Below are 22,755 nucleotides of genomic sequence, written 5' to 3' on the forward strand. Positions count from 1 at the left end.
CATCGCCGACAAGCCCGTTGCTGTCGCCGCACCAAACGTGCTCAGCAAATAGTCGGTGTACAAATCGAGTTCTTTGTTCTTCATGGCGACAGGTTATCGTATGCACTGCGTAACATCAGTAAATAAGCGCAGGCGATGTGATTTCGTTGAATCCGCGCTTTCCTGCATTGGCATTTCTCAACCCCCCGTCAGTTGTTTGGCTTCGCGGTGAAACTGCTCAATCTTCCAACGCCAGGCGCACACTTGGTCTGCATCCAATGAAGAATTTTGAGTAACGTCGTTCGTCACGACGTAGTCCGTGCGGCGTGTTGACACCACAAGCCGGAACAGTTTGACTCTATGCCCTTTGGGGAAATCTTTGATTTTGATCAGCTTGCCTCGCTCAAGGTCTTGCTCTGACCAGTTCAAAGCACTGACATGCACATAGGGTGCTTTCCCGTCCGTCTCGTCCACCAGACGATTCCCTTTGAGCGGGCAGTAATACACCAAGTGCAAAGCCTCTATGAAACGCATCATCTGCCGCGAGGCGTACCACGTGTCCATGAGCACCGCCGCAAAAGGTAGGCACTTGTGGCGCACCACGTTGGTGAGCATCTCTTGCACGTGATCAAGTTTGGTTTTTCCATCACCATCCGGATCGTAAAGACGAAAATCGATCACCCAGTAAGCATCGATGTCCGGGTTGACGTAAACACAATTGACAACGCCTATGCCCTTGATCAGGCCATGCGCGTTGCCGCTGTACTGACGGCGCACCAGTTCGATGCAATGGGAGGCGTTTTTGTCCAGCACGGTGTCATCAAAAACAAGGTAGGCATTGGGCGACATCACCACATCGTTGCGTACTTGGTGCCACACCGCGCTGGACGTCACGCGATCATTACGCAAGAACCGGTTGATTGCATCGTGGCTCATCTCTTGTGTGTGATCCGCAAAATTCGTCAGGGTGTAGTTGACTTGGCTTACCAGCAAATACTGGCAGTAATTCAATCGTGTTGGCTTCACAGAAAATCCGCAACATTACCGCTTTTGCGTAAGTCCTACTAAAGTCTTGCGAGCCATCGCGAGCCTTTGAGCAGGCTCTAACACAGACGCCATAGGCAAGGTGGATAGCTTTGACGTAGTCTGCGTGGCCCTATTTGCGGTGGGAGAGGAAAGATGAATCGACATTGGTTGATGCTGGCGGCCATAGGTGGCGGTAGCGGGGTGGCATTGGGCGCTTTTGCTGCGCATGGCTTACGGGCCTCCATGTCGTCTGCCTATCTTGATGTGTTTCAGACGGGTGTGCATTACCAACTGGCCCATAGCCTCGCGCTGCTGGCATTGTCTGGTTACAGTGAGCAACTAGGTAAGTTGGGTAAGTGGGCTGGCTGGGCGTTCGTGTCCGGTGTCCTTTTATTTTCAGGCAGCCTCTATCTGCTTACGGTTTTGGCAATACCCAAGTTGGGGATGATCACGCCTTTGGGGGGCCTGGCTTTTCTATTCGGCTGGATATGTCTGTTTATGGCGGCGTGGCGCAAAGCGGAATGAGAAGGTTTTTTGAGGCAGTTCAAAACCTGTTGTTGCCCTGGTGCTATACAGGATGTTTTGCTGACTCAGCGACGTGCAAGGTGCCGATAAAGTGTGCTGCGATGGATACCCAGTTGTTTGGCGGCAGCGCTGACGCAGCCTTGATTGCTGGCAAGTGCGGCGGCCATGGCTTCGTGAGTCAATGAAGTTAGAGAGGCTGTTGCTTGCTGGAGCCTGATCGCAGCGGGTAGATCGGCAAGGGTCAGTGTGCTGCCAGGGTCTGCCAGCGCGGTTAGCGTACGTAGCGTACTTACCAGTTCGCGTACATTGCCGGGCCAGCTGTATTGCAACAGAGCACGACGGGCTTCCTCGTCGAGCCTCAGGTCATTTGCGGTTCCACCCTGTTCGGCAAACAGCCGGTCCAGCAGCATGGCTTTGTCGCCACGCTGGTGTAGCGATGGCAAGGTGATTTCGAATTCGCGCAGGCGAAAGAGCAGATCAGCCCGAAACTGGCCGTTACGTACCAGCTCATTCAAGTCGCGGTGGGTGGCGCAGATCAGGCCAAAATCGACCTGAACCGTTTTGCCACCGCCGAGTGGCGTGACGGTTTTGTCTTGCAACACGCGTAACAGGCGAGTTTGTAAGGATAGCGGCATATCGCCTATCTCATCCAAAAACAGAATGCCCCCCGCGGCCTCTCTGATTCGGCCAGGTATGCCCCGTTTTCGTGCACCGCTGAAAGCGCCTTCTTGATAGCCAAATAGTTCAGATTCGATCAGGTTTTCTGGCAGGGCGGCACAGTTCACCGCCACAAAGGGGCCAGCCCAGCGCAGGCTGATGGCATGTAGGTTACGTGCAAATACTTCCTTGCCTACACCGGTTTCGCCTTGTAGCAGAATGCCGAGCCCGGCATTTAGCACACGAATTGCCTTATGCTGAAGCGGTGCAAGCGGGTCTGACACATCATTGACAGGTGTTGCGCTACCCGCAATGCGTGTGGCTGAATTTTCCCAGCGACCTATCAGGGGGAGGCTGGTTTTATCGGAAAAGGCTTGAGGGAGATTGCCGTGACGGCAGGTGGGTGGATTGTTGAACCAATCTTCCAGACTTGTGCCAAGCAAACGAGTATGAGATGTCTTCAGCAGCTGTAATGCACTCCTGTTGGCACCCACAATGCGGTCATGGTCGACAACCAGAATGCTTTCGCCCAGGTTGGCGTTGCTGCACTGAAAATGTAGTCTGGATAAGCGGCTTGCCTGTGCAAGTAGTAGGTGGTGTTCCACCCAGCCCGCTGCGAGACGCACCAATGAAAGGGATTCGGCTGGCAGTTGATTTGCTTCGCCAGAAATATCCAGCACACCGGCTATGCGGCCATCGGGTTCCAGGATCGGTGTGGCGGCGCAACTAAGGATGCGATTGTCAGTAAGGTAGTGCTCTGCTCCCCACACCGCGACGGCATGTCTTTCGGCAAGGGCGGTACCGATTGCATTGGTGCCGCGGTCTGCTTCAGACCAGGTGCCTCCTGGCTTAAGCGCCATACGGGCTGCCCTGCTTATAAAGGCGAGATCACCGGCCGTATCCAGAATCAGCCCTTCCGGGTCTGTCAGGATTACCATCCCCCCCAGATGCAGCATCTCTTCCGCCAATGAACTCAGAGCCGGTTGGGCGGCTTGTCGCAGCAGGGCATGTTGCTCATGCCGTTCACGCAGCAGCGGCTGCGGAATCGCCTGGCTGGGTGTTTGGCTGCGCATCAGTACTTGGCTACGTTGCCAGGAACGCAGAATCAAATCCGGCACCATGCCTATGGGTAGATCACCCTGCTCAAAGAATCGATGGCGGGCTAGCGTTAACAACGCGGCATTGACTTTAGGCACGGTGGTCTCCTTGTCGTGTTGTCGCCTGCGACATCGGTACGACAGGGTTTTGTCGCAGGATGCGACAGTCTGGCAGGTTTGGCTGTGTCCAATTATGGGGTTAAGGCGGGTGATGCGCTCAACGTTACGGCCAGGGAATACGCGTTGTTTATTCTTTTCAGGGCGTTAGCCACGTTGCATTTATGCCCTGGTCTGGGTGGCATGCTTACTGCACCCCCTGGCGGTTGCGCATCTGGCGCAAACATAAAAATCCAGGGGACCATCATGCACGTTCTTGAGCCAGGCAAGTTTGACCAGACTGATCTCTTCAAAGCCCGCTACGGTAACTACATCAATGGCCAGTGGGTGGCGCCACTGAGTGGCCAGTACTTCGAAAACATCACGCCAATTACGGGCATGGCATTTTGTGAAGTGCCACGTTCCAATGAGGCGGATATCGAGCGTGCGCTTGATGCGGCCCATGCTGCCAAGCGTGCTTGGGGTAAAACCGCGACGACGGTTCGCTCAGCTATTCTGTTGAAGATTGCCGACCGGATGGAAGCGAATCTGGAACGATTGGCTACTGCCGAGACGTGGGATAACGGCAAGCCGATCCGGGAGACGCTGGCGGCGGATATCCCGTTGGCGATAGATCACTTTCGCTACTTTGCCGGTTGTTTGCGGGCGGAAGAGGGCAGCATTGGCGAAATTGATCATACGACCTACGCCTACCACTATCGCGAACCACTTGGTGTTGTCGGTCAGATCATCCCCTGGAATTTCCCCATCTTGATGGCGGCTTGGAAGCTGGCACCCGCCCTGGCTGCGGGTAACTGCGTGGTGCTCAAGCCTGCTGAGCAAACGCCGGCATCCATTCTGGTCCTACTGGAAATCATTGGCGACCTGCTGCCACCAGGGGTGTTGAACGTGGTGAACGGCTTTGGCCTGGAAGCGGGTAAGCCGCTTGCGTCAAGTAAGCATATCGCCAAGATTGCCTTTACCGGGGAAACCGCTACCGGGCGGTTGATCATGCAATATGCCAGCCAGAATCTGATTCCGGTGACACTGGAATTGGGCGGCAAGTCGCCCAACATTTTCTTTGGCGATGTCTGCGCCAAAGATGATCGTTACTTGGATAAAGCGATTGAAGGTTTTGTAATGTTTGCCTTGAACCAAGGAGAAGTTTGTACGTGCCCTTCACGCTCGTTGGTGCATGAGTCCATCTATGACCAGTTTATGGAAAAAGCCCTAAAGCGCGTGGCAGCGATCAAACAGGGCAACCCTTTGGATCGAGACACCATGATTGGCGCTCAGGCATCGAAAGAGCAGTTGGATAAGATACTTGGCTATATGGACATTGGGCGGGCCGAAGGGGCAGCGTGCCTTATTGGTGGCGGTCGCCAAATGCTTAGTGGGCCACTGGAAGGCGGGTATTACGTGAAACCGACTGTTTTCGCCGGGCATAACAAGATGCGTATCTTCCAAGAGGAAATCTTCGGGCCGGTTCTATCGGTGACCAAATTCCGTGATGAAGAAGAAGCCATCCATATCGCCAACGACACTAACTTTGGCTTGGGGGCCGGGCTATGGACGCGTGATATGAACACGGCCTTTCGGGTAGGGCGCGCAGTGGAAGCCGGCCGGGTTTGGACCAATTGCTACCATGCCTATCCAGCCCACGCGGCGTTTGGCGGTTACAAGCAATCGGGTATCGGTCGTGAGAACCATAAGATGATGCTTGACCACTATCAACAGACCAAGAATCTGCTGGTCAGCTATAGCGAAGATCCGCTCGGATTCTTCTAGACAGGTAGGTGTGTGTCCATTGGTAAAGCTATGAGTAGAAGCGGAGAAAAATTGCTTGTGTAGACATGGTCTGAATCGAAATTAGCAAATTGCTTTTTCTTGAGGGGATGGGGTCACATGTGCAATTTCGGCATGTGACCTCGCCCCTGCGTTGCAATTGCGAACAGTGCGACCAATTTCCCACAGGAAAGCGCAAGGCTTCACGAAATACGTCGACTATCCGGCAATGGCAGCCTGAGTGGCATATAACGTAAGCCAAACCATCGCCAATGGCTGCTCAAACCGATCGCAAATGTTCAGGTTGGGAGATAGAAAATGCCGCTGGTGTATTGAATTGCTACGCTTATCAGGTCAATGCGGAGATTCTAATCAATGGTCATACCATGTTTTTCACGCGCCGGCGGACCTCGCTATATTGCCGACGATGGTTATTGAGCCATTGATTACAAGTGATGACCTAGTACAGCTATTCCCTGGACAGTTGTAGAAAGTGAGGAATCCACGATGCGTAAGTTCAAAGTTAAGCCATTATGTACCTCTGTTTTTATGGCGCTTTTACTTAGCCCCGTTGGTGCATTGGCTGCAGAGCCTTATCCTGCGCTACCCCCTACACTTTCGACATCGGTGTCACCTAACATCGTACTGCTGATCGATAACTCAGCCAGTATGTTGCAAGACAGTCAGAATAATTGGATGCGGGCATCGGACTGCTATAATAATCCAGACAGTTATTGGCCTACTTGTATTAACAATAATGTTAATCAATGGCGGACTAATCTGGATAGCGCCGCAATAACACCTAACACTAAGATGAATATTGCCAAACGGGTGGCAACATCTTTGATTCAGAATAATCAGTCTCTCGGCTGGGGGGTTTTTTCATTTGATGTGAAAGACGATACTACTGTTGGTGGTAATGAGCGCGCGGAGGCCGGGGTTTTACGTAATTCCGTTCTTACGCCAGAACAAAAAACTTCGGGTACAAGTAATTTTGATATTCTCAGTGCTTCAATTAATAACATAAAAGCCAGAACGGCAACGCCATTGGGCGAGGCAATGCTTGAGGTGACGCGCTATTTTGCAGGAGATACTTCGTATTACTCAAAAATATCGGGTAATTATACAAGCCCTATTAAGTATAGATGCCAAAAAAATTTCGTCATTGTGATTACAGATGGTGATGCTTCGGGCGAAGATAATCTGCCGGGAAGTGGCCGAGTGGCGTTACCCTATGTAACTTATGATGCTACTAATAAGCAGGTCAACAAGAATTTCTCAGTTTGCACGTCAGTCAGCGCAGATTGTCCCGCAGCGCTGGAGGGCTCATCAGTTGCACGCAATTTTGGTGACACCACAAATAGATTTCGGGCTTTACGTGATGTAGTGAAGTATGCAGCTGATGCTGACTTTAAAACGGCAGGTCTTGATTTGGATGGTAAGTCTTTTAATGATGATGCATTTAAAAAGCAAAGCTTACAAACGTATACCATTGGTTTTGGTGTAACAAATGAAGTATTGCCCGCAGCGGCTACGGTGGGGGGCGGTAAATATTTTACAGCTGATAATGAAGCATCCCTTACCTCTGCGCTAACAGATGCAGTTTCAGGAATTAAGGCATCTATTTCAAATGCTGGTGGGCTGGCAGTTGAATCTGCAGTTAAGTCTACGACTAATTTTATATATCAACCGGTGTTTAATCCTGATGGTTGGTATGGGGAATTACGTCGTTACCCTATCTCAGATGCGGGTGTAATTGATCTTACCCAGAAGGTGGAAGCAGGCGCTGTTCTGAATGCCCGTAATGTAGCAAGCATAGCTGCACGAAGAATATATTCTGCAAAAACGGAATCTGGTGTCACTAAACCATTTGACTTCAATGACTCAGCGGGACTAACAGCAATGCTGCCTACTCAGAAAGTGCTGTTGGGGGCAACTACTGCAGAACAACAGCAAGTTATACGGTTTCTTCGAGGTAGCAAAACAGAAGCAGGCTTGCGGACACGAGTGAGCTTATTGGGCGATATAATTGATGGGCAACCGTTGTTTGTTGGTGCGCCGGTCGCATTTTCAATAGACCCAACATACGAAGTATTCAAGACAGCTCAGAAGAGCCGTGGCATGGTTTTTATTGGTGCTAATGATGGGATGCTCCATGGTTTCAATACCAGCCAGATGTCAGAGGTGGTTGGATATGTCCCATCTATGATTTATCCAAAATTGAAAGTACTCTCGAATCCAGAATATGGGAAAATTGCTGCTCCTCACGTCTACCATGTCAATGGCAATATCACGACAGCAGATATAAAAGTGGGTGGTGATTGGCGTACGCTATTGGTGGGCGGCTTAGGTCAAGGCGGTCAGGGTTTTTTCGCTTTGGATGTGACAAGCGAAGATAATTTTGCCAAAGCTGCAGATACGGTTAAATGGGAGTGGGATGATCAGAAAGATGCCCAGGTTGGTTATTCCTTTGGTACGCCCATTATTTATAATGTGCGGACATCCACCCTTGGAACTACCCCGGCAGTGATTTTGACCAATGGGTACGAGAATAATTTCGATGATACAGCGACGGGTGGGAAGAAGTCAGCTGCCAAATCGTCAGCGCTTTATATTTTAAATGCCAGTACTGGTGCATTGATAAAGAAGATTGATTTACCGGCAAGTAGTGGTAGCACTGGTTTGTCGTCACCCGCAGGATTGGACGATAAGTTCGATGGTGTTCTCGATTATGTCTATGCCGGTGATGAGAGTGGCAATATGTGGCGCTTTGATTTGACGAGTACTGATCCTGCTCAATTCAAGGTGGCGTCAGCGCCTATATTCAAGACACCTACGGGGCAGCCCATTATTCAGCGTCCTGCCGTATTACAAGTGTTGGGTGATGCACCAACTGGTACAACAGAACAACCAGTCCGTGGAAACTTGATTCTGTTTGGTACAGGTAAATTACTAACAGATGCAGATCGTATCACTACTTCAATGCAAGCATTCTATGGCGTACTTGATGTGATGGATCCAACACCTACGACTGTAAATATGAGTAAATTAGTCGAACAAAAAATCGATGCAACAGTACTTGCTACCGGTACTGATCAGCGTTCGGGCAATTATCGGCATATGACGAACAATGCTGTTGATTTAAAAGTCCAGCCCACTCTTGATTCAATCAAGGGTTGGTATATCAACTTACCTGTTTCAACGGAACGTTTGGTTTCCTCGCCACTTGTTTTTTCCGATAAGGTTATTTTTGGTACGGGCATCACCCAGTCTAATGAAAAGTGTTTGCCCGGCGGTAAGGGATGGATAATGGGTGTAGACCCTTTGACCGGTTCAACAGTTCGTTATAAGGATAAGCAGTACAGCTTTGTGGATGTAAACAGAAGTGGGAAGTCTGATATTGGAGATGCGTTAAATTTTAGTACTGGAATAGCATATGCTAGTGGTTATGAAGTCAATGGTATTCCAACAGAGACTTCTTTTATTAGCAATTCAAATCCGTTGGCTGATGCTGCTACTTCATTTGGTACCGGGGGGGGCGGCGGCGGTGGGGTTGTAGGCAGCGGCGTTGCGATAAAGGAAAGTAATGCTTCTGGTGTGTATACAACCTATGTAATAAAAAATGCGTCGTCCAGCGGTGTTCTTCTGCATTGCGAAATTGGTAGTGAAAAGTGCGAGTCGAATGCCATTCTCCCTCCTTCCAAAGGGGTACGGGTTGAGCGTGCGACTTGGCGGGAGTTAATGTAGTTACTAAATCCGTGCTTCTCCCAGAGCGATCGGGGATAGATTTAGTTGCGCTAAGAGCTTTGTTCGGTGCTTACGGCGTAGCCGTAATCAAGGTTCAAAGTTCGCTGGGTGTGGTATATAGTAAGTTTGGTTAGTACAGTGCATGCTTGACGTACTGAGACTACGGGGCAGCATCTAGGCAGGTGTGGTCCCGCCAACATGTACGGTGCGTTTCCCCCTACCTCTAGGACTCTTCGGAGAACTAGAGCAGCGTCGAGGTTTGAGTTTTCATTGAAGGGCTTGCCCTACTTGTTGATCAAGTGTCCTCAATTCTTGGATGTTTAAGCAGGTACGTTTATAGTCTTGGGGTTAAACTTTTTCCGTTAACTTACCTCTTGTGCTATTTGGATAGGGCTGTTGTGCAAGCAATCCTGCCATGGGTGAATAAGGAAAACTTCAAGCTGAAGTGCGGCAAAAGTCATGATTAGGAAAATATCTATTTGAAATGTCGAATAGATGGGTATTTAATGAGAGCTAGTGGTTGTCCGACCGCTGCTCAAGCAGTAAGCCAGTTGCCTTCTTGGCATACCTTGGTTTGATCCTTGAGGTGGGCAAGGCGCTTGATACTATGAAGAATACAGTGCCAAAAGCCTGCGATGTCGCTGCACTTGAAGTTTGTGGTGTCGGCCCCCATTTGAATGCCTATCTCTGTAATCTGTAATTACGGATGTTTTATCCAAAGAGAGTATGAAGACACGTCCAAATCGTTCTCAAGACGCTGCCCAATCGCGCGCTGCGCTTGAAGCTCTATTCAGTAATTCCAGTAGCGATACTCCCAGCCTTGCCGACCCCCCTTCGCTGGAAGGTGAAGTTTTGGTCGCCAAAAAGGCGGCCGATGCGCATGCGGTTTCTTCTCGAATCGATTTGTTACGCCGCAAGCGCGAAGCTATGCAGGCTATTCAGGAAGCCGCTATTAACTCGGGCTTTTCTCTGGAAGAGTTGAGAGAAGTCGCTGATCAGGCCGACAACCAGCATTGAAGGTCATTGTAGCCTTCAGGCCTATTGAGGCTTGTGTGTGCAAATACTTATGGCCCGAAAGCCGTACTATTTCCTAGTTAGCTTTAAGCTTCCTTTTGCTTACCCCGGTTCGCTCACCTGCCAGTGCGCTTGGCATTGTTGTGCCTTTGCCTTAGAACCTGTTCGCGATTTTACTGCGCAGCCGTGATCAGGGTTCATGTGCTGCTCGAAAGCCTACATTCCGGTTTCTGCACTGCGCTTCACCCGCTGACGACTGCTCGCGATAGATCGTAAACAAGCCTTAGTGCTTTTCTCAGATGCCCAGTGTGCTTTTAGCTGCGTTCTATCGTGTAATGCGGCTATGCCTTTGCATACCATCGGGTACGAATGAAAGATAAACGCAGTTCTGCTGGCTGCACTCTTGAAATGGGCAAAGGTCGCCCATATCATTAGCACTCGTTAGCAGTGAGTGCTAACAGCGATCATCGAAGCAATGATTTTTGCCTGTTACGGCATTCCAAAAAATCCCATCAGGAGCAAACCATGAAGATTCGTCCCCTGCACGATCGCGTTGTGATCAAGCGCGTCGAAGCCGAAGAAAAAACTGCATCAGGCATCGTTCTGCCGGGTAATGCGGCCGAGAAGCCGGATATGGGTGAAGTGGTGTCCGTTGGCACCGGTAAGATCCTGGAAAGTGGCTCTGTGCGTGCCTTGCAAGTCAAGGCTGGCGACAAGGTAATCTTTGGCAAATACAGCGGCCAAACTGTTAAGGTTGATGGCAACGAACTGTTGGTGATGCGTGAAGAAGACATCATGGGCATTGTTGAAGGCTAATTGCCCCGCTCATCGCATCCCTAAACTCATTTGGAGATTAAGAACATGGCCGCAAAAGAAGTGAAGTTCGGCGACAGCGCTCGCGCGAAAATGGTAGTTGGCGTCAATATTCTGGCTGATGCCGTTAAGGTTACCCTGGGGCCTAAGGGCCGTAATGTTGTGTTGGAGCGCTCTTTTGGTGCGCCTACCATCACCAAAGACGGTGTTTCCGTTGCCAAAGAAATCGAGCTGAAAGACAAGTTCGAGAACATGGGCGCGCAGATGGTCAAGGAAGTTGCTTCCAAGACATCCGATATCGCTGGTGACGGTACTACTACAGCTACCGTGTTGGCTCAAGCCATTGTGCATGAAGGCATGAAGTTCGTTGCTGCCGGAATGAACCCAATGGACTTGAAGCGCGGCATCGACAAGGCTGTAACTGCCCTGGTTGCGGAATTGAAGAACATCTCCAAGCCTTGTACTACTTCCAAGGAAATCGCCCAAGTTGGTTCAATTTCGGCTAACTCTGACGCTAGTATTGGCGACATCATTGCCACTGCGATGGATAAGGTTGGCAAAGAAGGTGTGATCACTGTTGAAGACGGTTCCAGCCTGGAAAACTCGCTGGATACCGTTGAAGGTATGCAATTCGACCGTGGCTACCTGAGCCCATACTTCATTAACAATCCAGAAAAGCAAATTGCTTCGCTGGATAACCCATACGTCCTGTTGTTCGACAAGAAGATCAGCAACATTCGTGATCTGCTGCCGGTACTGGAGCAAGTCGCCAAGTCAGGTCGTCCATTGCTGATTATTGCAGAAGATGTCGAAGGTGAAGCCTTGGCGACTTTGGTTGTCAACAACATCCGTGGCATTCTCAAGACTGTCGCCGTCAAGGCCCCTGGTTTCGGTGATCGTCGCAAAGCGATGCTGGAAGATATCGCCATCCTTACCGGCGGTACTGTCATTGCCGAAGAAGTTGGGCTGACCTTGGAAAAAGCTACCCTGACTGATCTGGGCCAAGCTAAGCGTGTTGAAATCGGTAAAGAGAACACCACGATTATCGATGGTGCTGGCCAAGCCGACTCTATTCAAGCGCGTGTTGGCATGATCAACAAGCAAATCGAAGAATCGACTAGCGACTACGACCGTGAAAAGCTGCAAGAGCGCAAAGCCAAGCTGGCTGGTGGCGTTGCTCTGATCAAGGTGGGCGCTGCGACTGAAGTCGAGATGAAAGAGAAGAAAGCCCGCGTTGAGGATGCCTTGCATGCAACCCGTGCAGCCGTTGAAGAAGGTATCGTTGCTGGCGGTGGCGTGGCTCTCCTGCGTGCTCGTGCGGCCATCACCGAATTGAGAGGCGCCAATGCCGATCAAGATGCCGGTATCAAGATCGTTCTGCGTGCCATCGAAGCGCCATTGCGCCAGATTGTCCAAAACGCGGGCGATGAGCCAAGCGTTGTGGTTGCCAAGGTGCTGGAAGGCAAAGGTAACTTCGGTTACAACGCCGGTACAAGCGAGTATGGCGACATGGTCGAGATGGGCGTGCTGGACCCAACCAAGGTCACGCGTTCGGCCCTGCAGCACGCTGCCTCGGTTGCTTCGCTGATGCTGACTACCGACTGCATGATTGCTGAGCTGCCGAAGGAAGATGGCCCATCAATGGGTGGTGGCATGGGCGGAATGGGTGGCATGGGCGGCATGGATATGTAATCCAGCCAGCTTTTGCTGCGCAAACAGAAAACCCCGCTCCGGCGGGGTTTTCTGTTTAGCGAATAAAAAATGCCTTTGGTATATATTATCGCTACGCTTGTCAGGCAAAATGGGCGCTTTGTCATTCCCTTTGATATGGTTCACACATAGTAATTGCGCGGTATGAGCACTATTGTCGGTAATGCCGGTTGTGTGCAACCAATAACCTATTGGCCTTGAAGCAGCGAGACGGCTTGGCCAGCCCCTGTTAGGAGATGAAGATGCAAGTGCGGTTTCGTAAGAAGAATATCGTTAAATGGGTAAGCATTGCCCTGGCTGTAAGCCCAATGGCTGTTATTGCGGCGGAACCATACCCTTCATTACCGCCATCGCTGTCCACGTCGGTAGCCCCTAACATTCTGTTGTATTTGGACGATTCTGGCAGTATGAACGAGGTCCCTTATTGGCAGGATTCTACTGGACGTTGGCGTAGTGATGAGACTCCGGATCATCCCAGAAAAATGTCGATGGCCAAAAAGGTGATAAAAAGTTTACTAAGTAAAAAAGAAAATGCCGAATTGAATTGGGGCTTGCATACATTTGATTATCGTCAGGGTAATGAGTTACGTACACCAATAAAGAATAGAGCTGATCCTGTGGCATTGAAAGAACTTAAGGATGAGGTTGATAAAGTCCTGCCTACTGGAGGAACCCCTCTTGCAACGACTGCTTATAAAACTTCCCTATATTGGCGAGGTAAGGCATCTTATAGGAGCGGCCCTGCCCCCTCTCCAATTAAGTATAGATGCCAAAAGAATTTTCAAATTATTATAACTGATGGAGATCCTTCAGGAGATACGGATCTTGATAGTGCGATCAGAGATTCTGATCTGGCGGGGTTTGGCATAACAAGACCGACCGGCGGCGGAGAAAGTTCAGATAATTTGGCACGCATATCGGAATATATGTTCAAAAAAGATATGCGCCCAGCAGGGACAGACGAAGATGGGAAAGATTTTAATGATCCAGCTTTTCCTATTCAAAATGTTGCTACATATACAGTAGCTTTTAATCTTCAAGATACTAGTAAAGCTTCAATACTGCTGAAGAAGACCGCGAGTGTAGCTGGTGGTAAATACTATGATGCAGATAATGAGAAAGAACTAACTGATTCACTTTCAAATGCATTGGCTAGTATTCTTTCACAGCGATCAAATGCAGGTGGTGTGGCTGTTGCCTCAAAGGTTAAGTCGAATAACAATTATGCATATCAGCCTGTTTTTAATCCAGATGGGTGGTATGGAGAGCTGAGTCGGTATAAGATAAATGCAGATGGAAGTATTGATAAGAATACAAGAATAGAAGCTGGTGCATTGTTAAATAGTCGGAGCCCTGATAGTCGGATAATTCTATCTGCTAAAGCAGATAAGACCACAATGCCATTTGCTTTTACTGAATCAAACTTAGCATTAATGTCTGATGCACAGAAAAGTCTGTTAGGGAGTAGTCCTGCAGAACAACAAAAGATTATTCGGTATATAAGGGGTGCAAAAGACAAAGACTTGCGTGAGCGCAAGAGTTTGCTTGGGGATTTTATTAATACACAGCCAGTATTTGTAGGAGCGCCCAGTTCTTTTTCTACCGAGTCTGCATTCAATTCATTTAAAGATGCTCAAAAAGACCGGAGCATGGTATTCGTTGGTGCAAATGATGGCATGATACATGGATTCAACGCCACAACGATGAATGAAATTGGTGGGTATATTCCATCAATGGTTTATCGCAATCTAAAGATACTCTCTCATCCCAAATATGGGGCGGCTGGAGGTATAGATGCGCCGCATGTATATCATGTTAGTGGTACAGCTGCGACTGCAGATGTTAAAACAAGCGCTGGGTGGAAGACCTATTTGGTAAGTGGTCTGGGGCAGGGGGGGCAAGGTTACTTTGCTTTGGATGTGACTAGCGATAAGAACTTTGATAATAGTTCACCAAAGAGTGCCGTTAAGTGGGAATTGAATGACCAGCATGATGCACAAATGGGTTATTCCTTCTCAATGCCAGTTATTTGGGGAGTACGTGATGGTGGTGCGGTCAAGCCGGCAGTTATCTTAGCTAATGGCTATGAAAATGACTTTGATGATACTTCGAGCGGGGGGCAGAAATCTGTAAAAGCTGGGGCCTTATATATTGTCGATATAGAAACTGGTAAGTTGATTAGAAAGATCGAAGTTGCAGGCAGCACGGGCTTATCTGCACCTCATGGAGTGGATGACCTTGGCGATGGCGTACTTGATTATGTATATGCCGGTGATCAAGAAGGCAAAATGTGGCGCTTTGATCTAACGGATAAGGATCCCAAGAACTTTAGTGTAACGGATAAACCCATATTCGATACTAAAGGGAAGCCTATCATCCAAAAACCAATGGTTATTGAGGTGCATGGCGATAAATCAGCAAGTGGGTCTGGAAGTGCCAGCCCAACTTTCCGAGGTCATCTAGTTTTATTTGGGACAGGTAAGCTACTAACTACAGCGGATCGAAAGACGACCTCTACGCAGTCGTTGTATGGTGTTTTGGATATTGGCGTTCTTGATAAGTCTGCAAAAACTGTCACCCTCGGAGAGGGGGATTTGGAAGAGCAGAAGATTTTGCCTTTGACCAAAGAAAACACAACGAAAGAAGGAACTTTCCGACAAGTAACCGATAACCCAGTTGATATAACAGTTGAGCAGAAGCCTGGTAGTTCAACAAAGAAAGGATGGTATATAAACTTAACACCAACTGAGCGACAAACGGCTACTCCTCAGATTCTTGGTGACAAAGTGATATTTGGCACAGGTATCATGACGAGTACAAAGGTGTGTACGCCTGGGGGGGCGGGTTGGATGATGGTGCTAGATCCGTTTACTGGTTCAACCGTACGGCATCGGAAAAGTAAGTACTCGTTTATGGATGTAAATGGCGACGGAAATGCAAATGGTTCCGATAAGATCAATGGCGAATTTGTGAGTGGTGTAGAGTTACCAGGCATTCCATCTGAGATGACGCTTGTAAATGATACTGATCCATTTGCGGGAATGGTTCGCGATACTACTAAGCCTAGTAATGAGCCTCAGATGGGTGATTTTGTAGCTGCCCAAGGAGCAAATACTTCAGCAGTATCTGTGGTGAATTCTAAAAAACCACCCAAAGAAACGCTTAATGTGAAGGATTGTAAAGGACAGGTTTATATCCCATCGGCAGGCAGTGATGAAGTATCTCGTAAGAAACTTGATTGCCCAAAGCTTGGCGTTAGAGTTGAGCGTACAACATGGCGGGAGTTGGTCCAATGATTAGGCAAGTAACAGCCAGCCTGCGAAAGCAGGTTGGTGTGACCATGGTTGAACTTGTCATTGTAATGGCAATTATCGGTCTGCTTGCAGCCATTGCAGTCCCCAATATTATGGAATTTATTAAGACATCTCGTGTTTCTGCCCAGACTGATGCGCTAGTTAATACTTTCGCATTAGCACGACTCAAAGCGATTTCTGATCGTAAAGTAATAACCGTGTGTGCGTCTGATGATCCTGATGCAAACGATAATTGTTCTGCAGGCACTGATTGGTCAAGAGGCTGGGTAGTTAAGGACGGTGCGGTTGCTATATCACGGTTCAAAGCAAACGCGAATAGTGTCCAGATTTCCTTTACGGACCCTGCCAAAGCATTTTTGAGTGTTGATTTTTCTAAGTCATTAGGTAGTGCGGCTTTAACAGGCGGAGGTGCAATTGAGGCAAATTTTAAATTTTGTGGTAAAGGTTTAGAGCACAAAGAACAGTACGTTTCACTTGCCCCTTCCGGCCGGGCAGTAAAGAGCGTTTCTGCAAATGTAACTTGTCCAAAATAAAGGTGGCAGGAAAATTATGAGACCACACAACAAACAGTCTGGCATTTCACTTATCGAAATGATGATATCCCTAGCGATATTAGCAATCGGTTTGCTTGCGCTTGCAGCCACGCAGTCTCGCGCAATGATGATGAATCAAAGCGCATACTTTCGTAGTGTAGCGGCAGATTTAGCTGCGGACTTATCCGATAGAATCAGAGCCAATAGAACGCCCTTTTTGACTAGCGATGATTTGGCTATTACTCCATTAAAGCCACCTAATTTTGATGATACTGCGTGCCCTCATACAACTGTTGGCGATGAGATTACGTGTGGTAATCAACCGGCTGATCGGATGAAGTATAGAGCCGCGAAAGAACTGACCGAATGGGGCCGGTTGTTGAAAAATACGCTTCCTGGAGCCGGCTATACCATTACTTCAGTTTCAAATCCCAATCCCCCTCCTACGCCAGACAGTTTGGGTTTGCGTACATATACTGTAACAATAACTTGGATAGATGACCGTTCTCAGAAAAACCCTATTGATGGCACTTACACTACAACGATCGACTCATGATGACCTCTAGACAATCTGGTTTCACTTTAATTGAGCTGATGGTATCAATGGCCATTGCTACTGTGGCAATGCTGGGAGTATCTAAGCTATACATAAATTCTCAGCAAACAAGTCGTACACAGGTAACGCAGAGTCGCCTTACTGAGGATGGTCGGTACGCCATTTCCATGTTGAAAAAAGTCATATCGCAATCTGGGTATCGCCCACCGACAGCCCCTGCTTTTTTGCCAAGCCGTTTTACTACAGCGACATCAAAAAATATGGTATTTCAATTTATAGCCGATGGTCAAAACCTGATTGATTGTGCGGGTTCAATTTATCCCAAGGATGCAACCAAAACTATTGCAATGACGATTTCTCAGGTTCCACTTTCGCCCTCTGATCCATCTAAATTAAATTGCTCGAATGCTGGCGGAGTTGGTCCGACGGCACCAGTTAGTTGGCTGGGAGATAGTGGAACAAGCTCTGTTGTTGAGGATGTAGTTTTCTCATACGGCATTGATGAGGGGGTACCAACAAGCTTTCCGGTAACCACTCCACCAACGACTAGAATTGAAGATGTTTTTCTGTGTAAAAAATCACCAACTCTGGCATTGCAGCGTGACTGCGTTGCAGATAAATACGTTAATGCGCCTACCGCTGCACAGATGGCGGATATTGTATCTGTTCGAGTTTGTATTCTTTTGAGAAGTACTTTGGCCCAAAATGAAATTCTAGTAAAGGCCACGCCAGACAAAAAGTGTAGTACTTATGATTCGGCTGGCGACGAAGTCCCTGGGGCCTCTGTTGATGCTACGGCGGCCCAAAGATATTACTACAGGAAATTTACGACAACTATCGCACTGCAAAATTTTTAGGTAGAGAAAAATGTCGTCCACTTATAGCAAGCAGAATGGTTTTGTACTGATAGTCGCGCTAGGTTTTTTGGCGGTCATGACGGTGTTGGTTTTAACTACGATGGTAGGCTCAATTCAGAGTGAGAAGATGTCTGGTAGCCATATGGAGCGTAATCGTGCTTTTCAGGCGGCGGAGCGGGCGCTAAGACAGGGTGAGTTGATTCTGCGAAAAAATGGTTCAACATGTAAAGATTCCCCCTTTTGCGTGAAGGGCCAAAAGAGCGCAGATGGCAAGACTACTTTCGGTACTAAAGATGGTGTTGGTGTTTCACTAAGTGATGCCGACTTGCAAAAACAAGTGCTTAAGGGCTTTCCTACAGGCGATATTTCAGTATTTGAATACGTGGTTGCTAGTTCGTCTACCCCGGCTAAAGAAACATATTATAGTTTCCTTATTAATCATATAAATGATGTTACCCCGGTAGGGGATAAAGCAGATTGCACACCATATAGTATTATGGCGAAAGGAAAAGGCGCTGGAGATAAAGCAGAAGTAGTGCTTCAATCAGTGGTTTTTTTATGTCCACAAAGTTAGGAATTCATGAAATGCGAGTAAATTACCGCCGGGCGGAAAATGGATTTACGTTAATTGAGTTAATGATTGTTGTTGCAATCATTGGCGTTTTGGCCGCTATTGCGATTCCGCAATATCAAAGCTATATAATAAGGTCTCGTAAAGTAGCAGCACAGGCAGATTTAACGACATATGCTCAGGCTTTGGAGCGTTATTATACAACGAATCAAACGTATGCAATTGGTACAACTAAAGTATGTGGTGTGACTGCCGCCACAGCACTACCTAATCCTAATAAGTTTTATAATATTACCTCAACTTGTCCTACTCCTGACTCATTTGTGGTTACTGCCGATCCTATCGATACCAATAATGACAAGATGTTTAAGCAGACTTTGGATCAAACAGGTAAAAAGGGTGACAATTGGAATAAATAGCTTTTTTTAAATACTTGTTGGCTTGTCATTAAAGATAGTAAGACAAAGGAAAGGATAATAAAAACCTATTTACTTTTCAATAGCAGGAATTTTTTGTTAAAGTGGTATTTCTTTTTTTGCGAACTTGATTTTTTGCTAATAATTTGCATTGGCAGTGATGCATTAAGCTTGCGCTCCTGTACTTGTAATCTACGGAATCTTGCCTAGTCTGGAAAATCTGAGCCTACGTGAAGAACTTTTCTCGCAAGGACGTTGCAAATGCACCGAAGATGACGTTAAATGACAATGGACTGATACTCTGCTTCTTTGGCGGTATCACCTATTTAATTTTGCTGTGAAATTTTGCAGAGAATAAGGAACGAATTGTGGCGAGCTTTGCACACCAATTTGCTGGAGGACGCCGTGGATGGCAGTGGCTTACTGCTGCGGCTGTTTCATTATTAGTCGCTTGCGGCGGCCCCGGTGGCCAGACCACCACTACTACGCCGACGACTCCGGTAGCCCCCCAGCCAGCTGTTATTGAATTGCTGCTGAGTACAACAAGCTTATCTTCAGATGGTGCGGCTACTATTAAACTGACAGCTATTGTTAAAGATGCTGGCAATGTAGGGATGGCTGATCAGGCCGTACGCTTTTCAACAAACGTGGGCACTATAAATAATGTGTTACCTGTAACTGCTAAGACGGATGCAACTGGCGTTGTCACGGCGGAGTTGAGCGCAGGTAATCAGAAAGCAACACAAGATATTACGGTTACGGCCAGTTCCGGCTCTGTTAGCGCCATAGGTACTGCCAAAATGAGTGGCACTAAGCTGACTGTAACTGGCGTTAGTTCGCTCGTAATTGCTAATAGCACAGCGTTGACTATTCGCCTGCAAGATGGGGGTGGAAAGGCTATATCTGGTCAGGCTGTAGTTTTAGCATCTAGTTTAGGCAATACCTTTAAAGTTGGTGGTGCTGATGTAACTAGCGTTACGACTGATCAGGCTGGGCAGGCTACAGTAACTTACTCGGCCAAGAATGGTGGTGCGGATGTAGTTACTGCGTCTGCATTAAATGAGTCGGGTACTTTACCTATCGCTGTTAGTAGTGAGTCGTTTGTGCTAAGTGCCTCTGCACCTGGTGGAGGGGTGAGTTTTCCCGCTAATGCTCCCCCGGAAGTAAATCTTGGTTCCAATGTTACGGTTTCTGTGGTTTTTGCAATTAATGGGGTAGCTCAGGCAAATAAGGCCGTAAGTTTTACGTCGACACGAGGTACCGTTTCGAGTTCTTCTGTGGTGACTGACGCAAACGGTAGAGCAACCATAACAGTTAGTTCAAATAATGCAGGTAATGCAGTCGTTACTGCTAGTTCGGGTTCAGTTTCAGGTCAATTTCCCATCGAATTTGTTGCTACAACGCCAAGCACTTTGACACTACAGATTGAGTCTTCTACTGTAGCACCTGAAGGAGTAACATCGGTAAAAGCAACGGTTCGCGATGCTGCAGGCAATTTGGTTAAAAATAAGCAAGTCGACTTTACGCTTAGTGATGTTACTGGTGGTTTTCTTAGCGTTGCCAAAGGAACCACAGATAGTTCTGGTGAAACGACTACATCTTATACTGCAAGTAAAGCTTCCAGTGCCAAAGATGGGGTTGTTATCGTGGCGTCTGTCGCAAATACCTTACCGGTAATACAAAGCCAAGCGAAACTGACCGTGGGAGGGAAAGCTGTTTTTGTCAAGTTGGGGACGGATAATTTGATTGCATCTGCTCCTGATCAGCAGCCTGCATATATTAAAACCTATCAAGTATTAGTTACTGATTCACCAAGCAGTCCAATTAAAGGTGCGAAAGTACAGCTGACTCTGGAGCCAGTAGAGTATTACAAGGGAGCGTGGGATACTCCAACTGGTGCTACAACTTGGAAGCAAAACGTAACTGCTGTTTGTGCTAATGAAGATTTGAATTTTAATGGGATCTTAGATACGGGCACTGAAATTGACGAAAACAGTGATGGAGCAATACAGCCGGGAAATGTAGCTGCCGTTATTCCTGGAACTGTAACCACGAATGAAAGCGGGTTTGCTCTATTCAAGATTAGTTACCCAAAGAATCATGCAGGTTGGGTAAAGGTCCGCGTCACTGCTCGGGCTACAGTGAATGGCTCAGAAAGTTCTTCATCTGAATTGTTCTTATTGACAATTGCCGCAAGTGATGTGGGCGATTTGAAAGTTAGTCCACCCGGTGCTACGAGCCCATTTGGAGTAGCTGCTGTATGTACTAACAAGAATTAATAAGTAGCTAGATTCTCAAAAAAACCTTGCACTTGGATAAGTGCAAGGTTTTTTATTCTGTAACATCTACATGCAGTATTTCTACAGAAGGTTTATAGCTGTGGATGTGCCCTATGCTTCTCGCCAGCCAAGCGATTCAGCGCCGATAGATAAGCCTTGGCCGAGGCAACAATAATATCGGTATCAGCGCCTTGACCATTTACTGTATGGTCGGCAAGGGATAGTCTTACAGTGACTTCACCTTGGCTATCGGTACCGCTGGTAATGGCATTTACCGAGTAAAGAAGTAGTGTTGCTTCGCTGCAGGCTAAGGTTTCGATTGCTCTGAATGTGGCATCTACTGGGCCTGCCCCTACGGCATCAACATGTTTTTCAACACCACCATCGTTCAATACCAAATGGGCTGATGGTTGTTCGCCTGTTTCCGATACAACTTTGAGCGCAATTAGCTTATATCGCTCCATATAAGGGTTGGATTCATCACCTATCAGTGCGTATAGGTCTTCATCGAAAATCTCGCGTTTTTTATCTGCTAGCTCTTTGAAACGAGCGAATGCGGCGTTTAGTGTTTCTTCGCTGTCTGGTAATACACCCAGTTCCTGTAGTCGTGATCGAAATGCATTGCGGCCAGACAGTTTGCCTAGTGTCAGCTTGTTTTGTGCCCAGCCTACCGACTCGGCGGACATGATCTCGTAGGTTTCCCTATGCTTTAGCACTCCATCTTGGTGAATGCCGGATTCATGGGCAAATGCGTTTGCCCCTACTACTGCTTTATTCGGTTGAACAGCGTAGCCAGTGATAGTGGAAACCAGCTTGGAGGATGGCACGATCTGGGTTGTGTCGATGCGGGTGGTCAAGTCGAAGATGTCTTTGCGGGTGCGCACCGCCATGACGATTTCCTCGAGTGCCGCGTTGCCTGCGCGTTCGCCCAAGCCGTTTATTGTGCACTCGACTTGGCGTGCGCCACCGAGTACTGCGGCTAATGAATTTGATACCGCCATGCCAAGGTCATTGTGGCAATGGGCAGACCAGATGACCTTGTCCGAATTGGGAGTGTCCGTAATCAAATTTCGGAAGAATTCGGAAGTTAGATGTGGAACTGCATAGCCTACCGTGTCAGGTACGTTAATTGTTTTAGCGCCAGCTTTAATCACCGCATCGAAGATTCGACACAAAAATTCAGGCTCGGAGCGTAATGCGTCCTCCGCTGAGAATTCGACATCGTCGGTATATTGGCGCGCCAGTTTTACCGAAGCCACCGCGGCCTCGACAACTTGGTCTGGCTGCATACGCAGCTTTTTTTCCATGTGTATTGGGCTGGTCGCAATAAAAGTATGGATGCGACCCCGTGCGGCTGGTTTGATGGCCTCGCCAGCTGCCCGAATGTCGCGTTCATTCGCGCGGGCGAGTGAGCAGACTGTAGAGTCTTTTATGACTTCGGCGATGGAATGAATCGATTCGGCATCACCTGCGCTTGCCGCAGCGAAGCCCGCTTCGATGATATCGACGCCCAGCTTTTCCAGCTGCTTGGCGATACGTATTTTTTCATCGCGCGTCATGGAGGCGCCGGGGCTTTGTTCGCCATCACGCAAGGTTGTATCGAAGATATACAGGCGTTCGCTCATGATGTTGCTCCCATAACGGTTTTTGTTGTTATTTGATAAAAAAGCAGCCGCAGGATGGTGACCCCCGGCGGCTGCTGAAATTAAGTGAGATTTGATGCATGTACGCAATGTGCGCTAGACGTAAGCAGCCTTACGTTCAATGGTGCCTGGCCATT

General features: G+C 48.1%; 15 protein-coding genes and 1 pseudogene. 13 read left to right on the forward strand and 3 right to left on the reverse strand.

Annotation, left to right across the window (positions count from 1 at the left end; translation table 11 throughout):
* Positions 1 to 116 precede the first annotated feature (116 nt).
* Positions 117 to 1,005 (reverse strand): annotated as a pseudogene (locus CSQ89_RS10910) (IS701 family transposase); the annotation flags it as partial.
* Between the two features lie 153 nt (positions 1,006 to 1,158).
* On the opposite strand from CSQ89_RS10910, the gene CSQ89_RS10915 reads away from it, so the two are divergent.
* Entirely contained in the window at positions 1,159 to 1,530 is a 372-nt protein-coding gene (locus CSQ89_RS10915) for a DUF423 domain-containing protein (RefSeq protein WP_099406193.1), read from the forward strand.
* A 65-nt stretch (positions 1,531 to 1,595) separates the two neighbouring features.
* Here CSQ89_RS10915 and CSQ89_RS10920 read toward each other — a convergent pair whose 3' ends face one another.
* A complete protein-coding gene (locus CSQ89_RS10920; RefSeq protein WP_233203077.1) occupies positions 1,596 to 3,383 on the reverse strand; it encodes a sigma-54-dependent Fis family transcriptional regulator in 1,788 nt (595 codons plus the stop codon).
* A 264-nt stretch (positions 3,384 to 3,647) separates the two neighbouring features.
* On the opposite strand from CSQ89_RS10920, the gene exaC reads away from it, so the two are divergent.
* The 12 genes from exaC to CSQ89_RS10980 all read left to right on the forward strand — a co-directional run bounded on the left by exaC (position 3,648) and on the right by CSQ89_RS10980 (position 20,975).
* Positions 3,648 to 5,168: an acetaldehyde dehydrogenase ExaC gene (exaC, locus tag CSQ89_RS10925; RefSeq protein ID WP_099406194.1), complete on the forward strand. Its 1,521-nt coding sequence runs from the start codon at positions 3,648 to 3,650 to the stop codon at positions 5,166 to 5,168.
* Between the two features lie 504 nt (positions 5,169 to 5,672).
* Positions 5,673 to 8,912, forward strand: coding sequence for a pilus assembly protein (locus CSQ89_RS10930; RefSeq protein ID WP_099406195.1), 3,240 nt, complete (start codon positions 5,673 to 5,675; stop codon positions 8,910 to 8,912).
* A gap of 726 nt (positions 8,913 to 9,638) precedes the next feature.
* Positions 9,639 to 9,929, forward strand: coding sequence for a hypothetical protein (locus CSQ89_RS10935; protein ID WP_099406196.1), 291 nt, complete (start codon positions 9,639 to 9,641; stop codon positions 9,927 to 9,929).
* 522 nt (positions 9,930 to 10,451) lie between these two features.
* The gene (gene groES / locus CSQ89_RS10940; RefSeq protein ID WP_099406197.1) at positions 10,452 to 10,742 is read left to right on the forward strand and encodes a co-chaperone GroES; all 291 of its coding nucleotides are present in this window, start codon (positions 10,452 to 10,454) and stop codon (positions 10,740 to 10,742) included.
* A gap of 45 nt (positions 10,743 to 10,787) precedes the next feature.
* Complete coding sequence (gene groL, locus CSQ89_RS10945) at positions 10,788 to 12,431, forward strand: chaperonin GroEL (protein ID WP_099406198.1); 1,644 nt, start codon at positions 10,788 to 10,790, stop codon at positions 12,429 to 12,431.
* Between the two features lie 260 nt (positions 12,432 to 12,691).
* Positions 12,692 to 15,745 (forward strand): pilus assembly protein, encoded by a 3,054-nt coding sequence (locus CSQ89_RS10950; RefSeq protein ID WP_158228964.1) that lies wholly within the window; start codon positions 12,692 to 12,694, stop codon positions 15,743 to 15,745.
* Positions 15,742 to 16,296, forward strand: coding sequence for a GspH/FimT family pseudopilin (locus CSQ89_RS10955; protein ID WP_255408635.1), 555 nt, complete (start codon positions 15,742 to 15,744; stop codon positions 16,294 to 16,296). The genes CSQ89_RS10950 and CSQ89_RS10955 overlap by 4 nt, the downstream gene beginning before the upstream one ends.
* A gap of 16 nt (positions 16,297 to 16,312) precedes the next feature.
* Positions 16,313 to 16,852 carry a type IV pilus modification protein PilV gene (gene pilV / locus CSQ89_RS10960; protein ID WP_099406201.1) on the forward strand — a complete coding sequence of 180 codons (540 nt, stop codon included), beginning with the start codon at positions 16,313 to 16,315 and terminating at the stop codon, positions 16,850 to 16,852.
* Positions 16,849 to 17,709, forward strand: coding sequence for a PilW family protein (locus CSQ89_RS10965; RefSeq protein WP_099406214.1), 861 nt, complete (start codon positions 16,849 to 16,851; stop codon positions 17,707 to 17,709). Before pilV ends, CSQ89_RS10965 begins: the two co-directional genes overlap by 4 nt.
* A gap of 10 nt (positions 17,710 to 17,719) precedes the next feature.
* A complete protein-coding gene (locus CSQ89_RS10970) occupies positions 17,720 to 18,283 on the forward strand; it encodes a pilus assembly PilX family protein (RefSeq protein ID WP_099406202.1) in 564 nt (187 codons plus the stop codon).
* Positions 18,284 to 18,294: 11 nt separating this feature from the next.
* Complete coding sequence (locus CSQ89_RS10975; RefSeq protein WP_099406203.1) at positions 18,295 to 18,699, forward strand: type IV pilin protein; 405 nt, start codon at positions 18,295 to 18,297, stop codon at positions 18,697 to 18,699.
* A gap of 524 nt (positions 18,700 to 19,223) precedes the next feature.
* Positions 19,224 to 20,975: an Ig-like domain-containing protein gene (locus CSQ89_RS10980; protein ID WP_139022753.1), complete on the forward strand. Its 1,752-nt coding sequence runs from the start codon at positions 19,224 to 19,226 to the stop codon at positions 20,973 to 20,975.
* Positions 20,976 to 21,067: 92 nt separating this feature from the next.
* Here CSQ89_RS10980 and CSQ89_RS10985 read toward each other — a convergent pair whose 3' ends face one another.
* Positions 21,068 to 22,600 carry a 2-isopropylmalate synthase gene (locus CSQ89_RS10985; RefSeq protein WP_099406205.1) on the reverse strand — a complete coding sequence of 511 codons (1,533 nt, stop codon included), beginning with the start codon at positions 22,598 to 22,600 and terminating at the stop codon, positions 21,068 to 21,070.
* Positions 22,601 to 22,755 lie beyond the last annotated feature (155 nt).

This window comes from Chitinimonas sp. BJB300, assembly GCF_002735695.1.
Lineage (GTDB): Bacteria > Pseudomonadota > Gammaproteobacteria > Burkholderiales > Chitinimonadaceae > Chitinimonas.